The organism is Chitinolyticbacter albus, from assembly GCF_024437655.1.
Lineage (GTDB): Bacteria > Pseudomonadota > Gammaproteobacteria > Burkholderiales > Chitinibacteraceae > Chitinolyticbacter > Chitinolyticbacter albus.
In genome coordinates, this window is sequence record NZ_JANBVF010000063.1 from 1 (window position 1) to 7,876 (window position 7,876).

The window sequence follows — 7,876 nt, forward strand, 5'->3', positions numbered from 1 at the left end:
TCGCACTCACTTGCCGTACGCCTAACTGTCCGCATTTCGCGCTTCTTGCCAGAACCGCTGCGCTGGGTTTGTTAGCGGCTCTCAACGAAGGGGCTGGCAGCCGATCGTTTGCAGCCGCCACGTAGCTACGATGGCAGGCAATACCGCGGCAGGCGGCATCTCCCTGATCACTCGACCGTCACGGACTTGGCCAGGTTGCGCGGCTTGTCGACGTCAGTGCCCTTGCGGCAGGCGGTGTGGTAGGCGATCAGCTGCAACGGCAGCGTCATGGTCACCGGGGTGAGTGCGCCTGCGGCCGCGGGGACCGTAAGCACCCGATGCGCGCCGTCGAACTCGGCTTCGGTGCCGGGCTCGGCCAGCACGAACACCTTGCCGCCGCGTGCCTGCACCTCGTGCACGTTGGAAACCAGTTTGCCGAGCAGCGCATCGCGCGCGGCGCAAACGATCACCGGCATGTTCTCGTCCACCAGTGCCAGCGGCCCGTGCTTCAGTTCACCCGCGGCGTAGCCCTCGGCGTGGATATAGGCGATCTCCTTGAGCTTGAGCGCACCTTCCAGCGCGATCGGGTAGAGCGTGTTGCGCCCCAGGAACAGCGCGTGCTCGTAGTGCGCCAGCTCCTGCGCCCAGCGATCGATCTCGCCATCGAGCGCCAGGGCGTCGAGGATGAGATGCGGCAGGGTGGGCAGGGCGTCGTTCAGCGCGGTGAGCTCGGGCTCGGGCAGGCTGGCCCGGGTGCGCGCCAGCGCCGCGGCAAACACGTAAAGTCCGACCAGCTGGGTGAGGAAGGCCTTGGTCGAGGCGACGCCGATCTCGATGCCAGCCTGGGTGAGGAACAGCAGGTCTGCTTCGCGGGTGAGCGTGGCGTGCGGTACGTTGCATAGCGCCAGCACCTTGACGGCGCCACGTTCGCGCGCCGAGCGCACGGCCGCGAGCAGATCAGCGGTTTCACCCGATTGCGAGATGGCGATGATCAGCGTGCCATCCTGTTCATGGCTCTTGCGGTAGCGGTATTCGCTGGCGATGTCGACGCTGACCGGCAGCCCGGTCCATTCCTCGATCCAGTAACGGGCAACGAGGCCGGCGTGATAACTGGAGCCGCAGGCGACGATACGGATGGCGGGCGCTGCGGTGAATACCGCATGGGCCTCGTGGCCGAACAGCTCCGCGCGGCAACCGAGCTCGGTGGCGCGCGCCAGCGTATTGGCCACGGCCGTGGGTTGCTCGAAGATTTCTTTTTGCATGAAATGGCGATAGTTGCCCAATTCAGCGGCATCGAGCGAGACATCGACGGTGCGTGTCGCGCGGGTCACCCGCAAGCCGGCGGCATCGAAGATCTGGATGCTGTCGCGGCTGATCTCGGCGATGTCGCCTTCCTCGAGGTAGATCATGCGTTGCGTCACCGGCAGCAGCGCGGAAATATCGGAGGCAAAGAACTGCTCGCCAAAGCCCAGGCCCAGCACCAGCGGGCTACCGCGGCGCGCGCAAATCATGCGGTCGGGCCAGTCGCGACAGATCACGCCGATGGCGAACGCGCCATTGAGCCGGGCCATCGCGGCACGCACGGCCGAAAGCAGATCGTCGCTGCGCTTGAGTTCGTGGTGTATCAGGTGGGCGATGGCTTCGCTGTCGGTGTCGGACGTGAAGCGGTAACCCAGGTCGATAAGCTCGCGGCGCAATTCACGATGGTTCTCGATGATGCCGTTATGCACGATCAGCACGCTGTCGCCGCCCAGGTGGGGATGGGCGTTGGCCTCCGAGGGCTCGCCGTGCGTCGCCCAGCGCGTATGCGCCAAACCGGCCCGACCGGCCAGTTGCGAGCCGCGTTGTGCCAATTCGGACACGCGTCCGGCCACGCGCAGCCGCGTCATGTCCGAGCGTTCGATCAGCGCCAGGCCGCTGGAGTCATAGCCGCGATATTCCAGCCGGGCGAGGCCAGCCAGCAGCATGGGAACCACATTGCGATCCGAGATCGCACCGACGATGCCACACATGAGCAGCGCTCCGTTGTTGCTATGCACAAAATCTACGTCGCTCAGCCTGACTTGTCTTTAAAGAGAATCCCCTAGGGGTTTTGTGCATTTGCGAAATTATGGAGCAAGCTCGTGTATACATCGCGCGCGATAACCGACAGGCGGGCGGGTAAGGCCCTATTGCGCTGTCTAGATTGGAAATGAGCGCCGCAATGGCGAGGAGAGCGTGATGCACATGCTAGCGATGGGGCCAATCGGAATCCGGCTGTACGCCCGTATCCTGACTGCCGAGGCCAGCCGCCCGGATGAGCTGGCCGATCACGTCGTCGACGAGATCAATTGCTATCTGCCACGTGCAAGTAGCGAGGAGCAGGTGATGCTGTTTCAACTGGCTTGCGAAACCCACGAGCTACTGGACGAAGCGTTTGAATATGTCGCAGACCTCGCCGTACGTCGGCAGGTGATCGATCTGTTGTCCAATGTGATACAGCCGGTGCGCGTACTACCCGATAGCGAAGGCTGAACGCTTAATCCGCAAGGTCGTAAACAGAGCTGCCGCACCTTGGGTGCGGCAGCTCTGTTTCTAAGGTCAGGCCAGTAGCGCCAAGCCCTCCGGCGCGAGTTGCCAGCAAGCGGCCGCGTAGTCCAGCTGCCACTGCGCGTTGGCATGATGCAAGCCGGCCAGCCGTCCCTCGCCATCGAGCTGGATGGCGTGACAGCGCGGGTAGTCGCGCACCCGCAGCGTCGGGTCCATTCCCATGAAATAGGCAAGGCAGGGCACATCGAGGCCGGCGGCCAGATGAATGATGGCGGTGTCGGTGCTCACCACCTGCTGAGCGCCAGCAATGCAGGCCAGCAGTTCCGGCCACAGGCGGCAGCGCTCGGAAATATCCTCCGCGGCAGCAAGGGGCGGGCCCCCCAAGCTGAGCACGCGGCGGCCTTGCCCGGCCAGCGTCGCAGCCAACTGCTCGGCCACCGAATGCGGCATGCTGCGCAGCGCCGAGCTCGCTCGCGTGCAGAGCAGCGTGTAATCGCCATCTGGGGCCGGGCAATAACGGGCTTGATGTTGCAGCCAGCCATTGCGCCTGGTCGTTGCTGGCAACGAGGGCGCGACGATGCCCAGGCTCTCTGCAAAGAAATCGATCATGGCGAGCCGATCAAAGGCCGGGCGATACATGAAATCGGCCAGATCGATGACGGGCTCATCGACGGGCAGCTCGGCCAGCGGCCAGGGCAGGTGCCGCACGGTCAGCCAATCCAGGCCGCTGTAGGGCGCTTCGACGTAGGCCGGCGTATGGGGGCTGCGGTACAGCACGCATTGAAACTGCGGGTGGGCTGCTTTCAAGGCATGCAGCACCGATAGGCCGATGACGGAATCCCCCAGCGCAACGCCCATGCCGTTGAGTATATGCACGGTGCCCACCGTGGCGTAATCGAGCATGAATGGCGAGCGGTCGGCATTCAATACGGCGCGGCTTGCCGAGAGCGGACGGAATTCCCCGGGCGCGCGTCCGAGGTGGGGCAGATCGCAAGGCAGCCAAAGCTGATCCTGCCGATCCAGCACGGCTTCGCCGGTCAGCGCGAACCTCGCATTCACGGCGTCAGCTCAGGAGCACCCAGCGCGGCTTTCAGATCGCTGCGGGATGTGGGGAAGGCTTCGGCTTCGATATTGATCTGCCGGTATTCGGTGTAAAGCGCGCCATAGTTGTCCCACAGTGGGGCGGCGGTGTCTGTCAGGTCGGATTGGCGCTGCAGCAAGGCCTTTGCACGGCGCGCAATGTCGATATAGCGGTTGCCTATGGCGCGATGCCCTTCGGCGGTCTTATGGAAATTGAAGAACGTCTGCACTGCAGACAGGCTGGCGGCGCAGAACGCCAGCAGGGTCGATACCAGGGACAGCGTGTCCGCGGTGCGGCTGCCGGTTGCGAGGCCGACCGGATCGAACTCGCTACCCATGCTCACGGTGCCGCCTTGCAGATTGACCAGCACGATGCCGACAAAGAGGTTGGCAAGGATGACCGGTACCCCGCAGCACCGATGCAGAATGAGCTTGCGATCGGCAGCTGCAAAATGCCGGCCCTTGCAAATGCGCGCGTCGCGTCGCAATTCTTCCAGCGCGGCCAACGCTCCCTGATTGTTCAAGCCCTTGTCCATGATGCCCCCGTGCATACCCGTTTGGCATTTTAATGCGCGAACTTCAAACCGACCAGCGTGTATGAAAAAGCCCGGTGCGATGCACCGGGCTGCCAGGAAGGAGGAGGGAGGGTTAGCGCGCGACCAGTTCACCGCCGATGTCCTTCACGGCCTGTCCTTGGGAAAGTGCCGGCTGCTGCGGGTACTGATAGCTGCGGCTGCTGCCATCTTCGAAGGCGACATCCACTTCGTAAACCGTGGTTTTTCGCACCTGTTTCTCGATCTGGTGGCCGGCCACTGCGCCGCCAAGCGCTCCCAGCACCGTCGCCACCTTGCGGCCATTGCCTTTGCCGATCTGGTTGCCCAGCACGCCGCCGACCACGCCACCGGCAACGGCGCCACCGCCGCTGGCATCACCGGCCACTTCCACCGTGCGTATCGCCGTCACCTCGCCGCAGTTTGCGCAGCTTTGCTTGACGGGTGTCGGATCGGCTTGCGGCACATGGGTCGGCCGCGGCGTCGGTTTGGCCTTGGGGCGCGGCGTCGGCGTGACGGTTGGTACGGGCGTGGGAGCCGGGGTGGGGGCGAGCGTCGGCGTGGGTGTCGCGACAGGCTCCGCTATCGTGGTGAGCGCAGCCTGTGGCGTGATCGCAGCAGGGATACTGGCGACGGCATGTGGCGTCGGAATGGGTTGGCCTACCCAGCCCAGCCAATGGGCGGCGCCGACGCCGGCGAAGAGGATGACGGCGACAGCGGCCGCCAGGATCAGGGGATGGGTCTTGCTCGAAGTCGGGTCGTTCATATCGTTTCTCCTGTGGTCTATCCGGTCGACGCCGGCTTAGCTTGTAAGAACGATGATGCGCCCGGGGCCGCTGACGTACGAGTGACAGGCGGCACAAGCCGTGTGGCATTTTTTACCTCGCCAAGCCGCATTTCTCCTCGCCCTGGCGGCGGGACGATGGCGCCCGAGCTGACACGCTCGGCGTGGGTCGGTGGCTGCGCACGATGGTCTGCGCCGTATTGATAGAGCGGTGGGGCGGGTTGGAAACACCATGATCCCATTGCGCATGGACATAGCGCGCGGCCTCGTGCGGCGCATCGACGGCGTATGCGGGCGCGGCGTGCGGACCTGCCGCCGGGATGCCAGTTGCGGCCTTCGCGGCTAGGCAAGCAAGGCCTCAGTCGATGCCTGCAGCCCATCCGCCCAGTTGCGAAGTCCCAGTATCCGCTCCCCCAGGGTGGTGAGCTGGGCACGCGGATAGCGCGTCTTTTCCCACTCACGCGGGTCGCCCGGAAATGCATAGCCGCGCGCGGGCTCGCGCCGGCACCAGCTGCCGATGCGCCAGTCGCGCAGTTCCTGATCGTCCTCGCCGGCAGGGGTGAACGAGATGTACTGGGCGAGCCTGACACGGTCGGCGGAGGTATTGGGCCGGATGCCATGGGCCAGCAGGCTGTTGAAGATCAGGAGGTCGCCCGCCTGCATCGGGATGAAACGGGGTTGCCAGGGTAGGGTGGCCAGATCCGGCCGCCATGCGTTGCGATCTGCCGGGGCGCTGCGTCGCCAGGCATCGAATTGCTCGAACAGCTCTGGAATGCACTGGAAGCCGCCACCTTCCTCATTGGTATCGGACAAGGCCAGCACGCCCTGCACATTCACCGGCAGCGGAGTTAGCGTGGTGTCGGCATCCCAGTGGATAAAGCCTCCAAATTTGCGCACGCCGGCATTGGGTGTGTTGAGATTGGCGCGATCGATCGTCACCCACAGGTCTTCGCGATCCCAGATGTCGACGAAGGCGTCGTACACGCGCGGCGTCTGGCGGTTGTCCCACAGCGCCTGGTTCTGGTACGCCTCGACCATGCCCGAGCCATTGAGCTCGCGCATCTCATGTTCGCGCAGTTCGGGCTTGCTCCAGCTGGCCACATCATCGCGATCGAGCGCCTGGAATTCCCACAGGAAATCCACGGTACGCGCCACCTGCTCGGCGCTGATGGCCTGTTTCACGATCACATAGCCGTAGCGTTGCCAATGCGCGAAGTCGTCCGCGCTCAGCACGCGCAATGGCAGGCGCTTCTTCAAGTCACGCAGCTGGGTCTGTTCGGTGTAGGCCACGGAAGGATTGCCGGGACGTTGATCGCCATAGCCATAGTTCATCTTGATCTCCAGAGGTGGACGGCGCATGGGCCGATGGGGCTAGTCTCGCCGTCGGGCGTTTGCCGTATTGCGCCTGGCTGTATCACTATTGATACGATCGTGACGTTTTCCGTGGCGATAGGTGTGTGGATGCGTCCGCAATTCGAACATGTGCTGGTGCCGGCCGGGCAATCCTGGTCGCTGTTGTGGCGTGAATTGCCCGAGCTGCCGTTCCAGTGGCACTACCACCCCGAGTTCGAGCTCACGCTCACCGTCAATGCCCGAGGCCAGCGTTTCATCGGCGATGATGTCGCCGACTTCGACGACGGTGATCTGGTGCTGGTCGGGCCCAACCTGCCGCATACCTGGGCCGCGCAGCGGCGGCTGGATGAGTCCCGGCCCATGCTGGCGGTGGTGGCCTGGTTCAGCCTGGATTGGATCGCGCGGCTGACCACGGCCATGCCCGAACTGGGTGCGCTGGGCACGCTGGTCCGCACTGCCGGCGCGGGCCTCGCGTTCTCGCCTCAGGTCAGGAACAAGGTGCGACCGGCCTTGCTCAGCCTGGGCGAGCTGGAGTCGGCACGGCGGATGCCGGTGTTGCTTGATGTGCTGCTGGAACTGGCGGCGGATGCGCGCGCGCGGCCGCTGGCTTCGCTCGCGCCACCATCAGGCCGGATCGACGGCCAGCGTGAGCGGATCGGACGCATCCTCGACTACCTGCACGCGCATTTCGCCGAGGATATTGCCGTCGAGGCGCTTGCGCAGCGCGCTGCGCTGTCGATCGGTGCTTTTCACCGCTTCTTCAAGCGCCATACGCTGACTACGGTGGTCGACTATCTCACCCGCCTGAGGGTGGGGCGCGCCTGCCAGCAACTGCTGCAGACCGACAAGGCGATCGGTGCGATCGCCGAGGAATCGGGCTGGCGCAATCTTGCGCATTTCAACCGGCAGTTCCTCGCTGCCAAGGGCATGACGCCGCGCGCCTATCGCGCCCGCCACCGGCAACTGGAGCGCCGGCCCCCGCAAGCGCAACTGCCGTGAGGGCGCTACGGGACAGCTAGGCTGACCGGCGAGCGAGCATTCGGGATGCCCCAGGACAGGAGAGCGCGTCACCCGCGTGGGCGGGCGTGCCAGAAAATCCCATTGTCGATCAGGATGATGGCGAAAAACCTGGCCGCTGGCGCGAAAAGAATTTGACACTGAATGGGGGCTTGACCATAATGCGCAGCTCTTGCGGTGGGGTGGCCGAGTGGTTAAAGGCAGCAGACTGTAAATCTGCCCTCTCTGAGTACGTTGGTTCGAATCCAACCCCCACCACCAAATGCGCTTCGCGGTGTGAAGTCTGCGTTAACTGCTAGTGAAGCTAGGATCCTGCGGGTGTAGCTCAATGGTAGAGCAGAAGCCTTCCAAGCTTATGACGAGGGTTCGATTCCCTTCACCCGCTCCAGGTTTGGCTGTTGTAGCTCAGGGGTAGAGCACTCCCTTGGTAAGGGAGAGGTCGTGGGTTCAATTCCCACCAACAGCACCATCTCATCAATGCTGGTGTATTTCAGGTTCTCGAGAAGGAAATATCATGGCAAAGGAAAAGTTTACGCGGACGAAGCCGCACGTGAACGTGGGCACCATCGGTCACGTTGACCAT

Annotated in this window: 7 protein-coding genes, 3 tRNA genes and 1 pseudogene; 6 read left to right on the forward strand and 5 right to left on the reverse strand. The window is 63.9% G+C overall.

The genetic code is table 11. The features are described from left to right. Nucleotides 1-167 precede the first annotated feature (167 nt). Nucleotides 168-1,991: a glutamine--fructose-6-phosphate transaminase (isomerizing) gene (gene glmS, locus NLI84_RS18650; RefSeq protein WP_255992341.1), complete on the reverse strand. Its 1,824-nt coding sequence runs from the start codon at nucleotides 1,989-1,991 to the stop codon at nucleotides 168-170. A 208-nt stretch (nucleotides 1,992-2,199) separates the two neighbouring features. Between glmS and NLI84_RS18655 the strand changes: the two genes are divergently transcribed. Next, on the forward strand, nucleotides 2,200-2,493 hold the full coding sequence (locus NLI84_RS18655; protein WP_255992342.1) for a hypothetical protein: 294 nt from the start codon (nucleotides 2,200-2,202) through the stop codon (nucleotides 2,491-2,493). A gap of 66 nt (nucleotides 2,494-2,559) precedes the next feature. Here the strand turns inward: NLI84_RS18655 and NLI84_RS19190 are convergent, their stop codons facing one another. From NLI84_RS19190 to NLI84_RS18675, 4 genes are all read right to left on the reverse strand, one after another. Then, nucleotides 2,560-3,567, reverse strand: coding sequence for a glycosyltransferase family 9 protein (locus NLI84_RS19190; protein ID WP_255992343.1), 1,008 nt, complete (start codon nucleotides 3,565-3,567; stop codon nucleotides 2,560-2,562). Beyond that, the gene (locus NLI84_RS18665) at nucleotides 3,564-4,256 is read right to left on the reverse strand and encodes an SLATT domain-containing protein (RefSeq protein WP_255992344.1); all 693 of its coding nucleotides are present in this window, start codon (nucleotides 4,254-4,256) and stop codon (nucleotides 3,564-3,566) included. The genes NLI84_RS19190 and NLI84_RS18665 overlap by 4 nt, the downstream gene beginning before the upstream one ends. After that, the gene (locus tag NLI84_RS18670; protein WP_255992345.1) at nucleotides 4,237-4,905 is read right to left on the reverse strand and encodes a glycine zipper 2TM domain-containing protein; all 669 of its coding nucleotides are present in this window, start codon (nucleotides 4,903-4,905) and stop codon (nucleotides 4,237-4,239) included. The genes NLI84_RS18665 and NLI84_RS18670 overlap by 20 nt, the downstream gene beginning before the upstream one ends. Before the next feature lie 360 nt (nucleotides 4,906-5,265). After that, complete coding sequence (locus tag NLI84_RS18675) at nucleotides 5,266-6,282, reverse strand: phytanoyl-CoA dioxygenase family protein (protein WP_255992346.1); 1,017 nt, start codon at nucleotides 6,280-6,282, stop codon at nucleotides 5,266-5,268. A gap of 102 nt (nucleotides 6,283-6,384) precedes the next feature. Between NLI84_RS18675 and NLI84_RS18680 the strand changes: the two genes are divergently transcribed. The 5 genes and pseudogenes from NLI84_RS18680 to NLI84_RS18700 all read left to right on the forward strand — a co-directional run. Further along, nucleotides 6,385-7,275, forward strand: coding sequence for a helix-turn-helix domain-containing protein (locus NLI84_RS18680; protein WP_255992347.1), 891 nt, complete (start codon nucleotides 6,385-6,387; stop codon nucleotides 7,273-7,275). A 194-nt stretch (nucleotides 7,276-7,469) separates the two neighbouring features. Next, nucleotides 7,470-7,554 (forward strand) — tRNA-Tyr (locus NLI84_RS18685). 53 nt (nucleotides 7,555-7,607) lie between these two features. After that, nucleotides 7,608-7,681 (forward strand) — tRNA-Gly (locus tag NLI84_RS18690). A gap of 6 nt (nucleotides 7,682-7,687) precedes the next feature. Continuing rightward, a tRNA-Thr gene (locus tag NLI84_RS18695) sits at nucleotides 7,688-7,762 on the forward strand. 45 nt (nucleotides 7,763-7,807) lie between these two features. Continuing rightward, nucleotides 7,808-7,876 (forward strand): annotated as a pseudogene (locus NLI84_RS18700) (GTP-binding protein); the annotation flags it as partial.